The sequence below is a fragment of the Actinomadura sp. 6K520 genome, from assembly GCF_004349245.1.
Classification (GTDB): Bacteria; Actinomycetota; Actinomycetes; order Streptosporangiales; family Streptosporangiaceae; genus Spirillospora.
Genome location: NZ_SMLC01000378.1, coordinates 1 through 1,824 on the forward strand (window position 1 = coordinate 1; position 1,824 = coordinate 1,824).

A 1,824-nucleotide genomic window follows, 5' to 3' on the forward strand; every position below is an offset into this window, starting at 1 on the left:
GGTCGAGGCCGGGGGTGGGGTCGCCGCCGTCGGGGGCGAGGAAGTCCGAGATGACCACGCGGAGGCCGCGGCGGGTCTGGCCGCGGTCGAGTGAGGTGATGGCGGCGGCGAGGTCGCGGGGGGCGGTGCCGCCGGTGCCTCCCGTGCCTCCGGTGCTGTTGCGTGGGGTGCCGTCGTTGACGGACCGGGCGTCCAGGCAGGCTTGGAGGAGGGCGTAGAGGGCGGCTTTGCCGGTGCGGGCGGGCCAGCGGCGTATGCCGTCGGTGTGGAGGAGGTAGGCGCCGGCGCGGTCGCCGAGGCGGACGGTGAGGAAGCCGACGGCGGCGAGGGCGGCGACGGCGAGGTCGCGTTTGGTCATGGTGCCGGTGCCGAAGTCCATGCTGGGGGTGAGGTCGACGAGGGCCCAGGCTTCGAGTTCGTGGTCGGCGATGAGGTCGCGGACGTGGGGGGTGGTGGTGCGGGCGGTGACGGCCCAGTCCATGTGGCGGACGTCGTCCTCGCCGGGCTGGTAGAGGCGGGCTTCGGCGAGTTCGGTGCCGGGGCCGGGGAGGAGGCCGAGGTGTTCGCCGTTGAGGAGGCCGTCGAGGCGGCGGGTGACCTGGAGTTGGAGGCGGCGGAGGGTGCGTTCGGGGGCGAGGTGGGTGATCTTGCCGCTGCGCCGCTGCCGGCCGGTCCCCGTCATGCGGTGGTCACCGCCGCCGCGGAGTGGTTCCACACGACGCGGGGCGGGGGGACGGCGGTGAGGATCTGGGCGATGACGTCGGCGGCGTTGACGCCGTCGGCGAGTGCGTCGAAGGTCAGGACGAGGCGGTGGGACATGACGTCGCGGGCGACGGCGCGGACGTCGTCGGGCAGGACGTAGTCGCGTCCGGAGATCAGGGCGAGGGCGCGGGCGGCGGAGGCGAGGCCGAGGGTGGCGCGGGGGCTGGCGCCGATCTCGATGACGCCGCGCAGGTCGGGGAGGCGGTACTGGTCGGGTTCGCGGGTGGCCATGACCAGGCGGACGATGTAGTCGGCGATGAGTTCGTGGACGGCGACCTCTTCGGCGGCGCGCTGGAGTCCGGCGAGGCGGTCGGTGTCGAGGATCTGGGCGGCTTCGGGTGGGTCGACGCTCATCCGCTGGAGGATCTGCAGTTCCTCGTGGGCGGCGGGGTGGCGGACGTCGACCTTCATGAGGAAGCGGTCGCGCTGGGCTTCGGGGAGGGGGTAGACGCCTTCGGACTCGATGGGGTTCTGGGTGGCGAGGACGATGAAGGGTGCGGGCAGGGGGTAGGTGTTGCCGCCGAGGGAGACCTGGCGTTCGGCCATGACCTCCAGAAGGGCGGACTGGACTTTGGCGGGGGCGCGGTTGATCTCGTCGGCGAGGACGAAGTTGACGAAGACGGGGCCGAGTTCGACGTCGAACTGTTCGGTGGAGGGGTGGTAGATGCGGGTGCCGACGATGTCGGAGGGGACGAGGTCGGGGGTGAACTGGAGGCGGGCGAAGGTGCCGCCGACGACTTTGGCGAGGGTGCCGACGGCGAGGGTCTTGGCGACGCCGGGGACGCCTTCGACGAGGCAGTGGCCGCGGGCGAGCAGGGCCACGATCATCCGTTCGACCATGTGTTCCTGGCCGACGATGACTTTTTTGACCTCGGTGAGGGTGTTCTGGAGGAGGGCCGCGGCCTCGTCGACGTCGGTGGCGGCGATGGTCATGGTGGGTTTTCCCTCACTAGTCCTAGTCCCTGGGTGCCGGGGCTGGGCGCTTTTTCGACCCTACGCGATCACTTGTACCCGTTCGTTGGGGATACGTGCGCGCGGGCGGTGATCGGTTCGGGGGTGGCG

2 protein-coding genes are annotated in these 1,824 nt (G+C 71.5%); both read right to left on the bottom strand.

What is annotated here, in order from left to right; translation table 11 throughout:
- Positions 1-682, bottom strand: a 682-nt coding sequence (locus tag E1289_RS37430) for a DUF58 domain-containing protein (protein WP_131988903.1), incomplete at its 3' end; no start/stop codon positions are given.
- Entirely contained in the window at positions 679-1,695 is a 1,017-nt protein-coding gene (locus E1289_RS37435; RefSeq protein WP_131988905.1) for an AAA family ATPase, read from the bottom strand. The genes E1289_RS37430 and E1289_RS37435, both read right to left, overlap by 4 nt.
- Between the last annotated feature and the right edge of the window lie 129 nt (positions 1,696-1,824).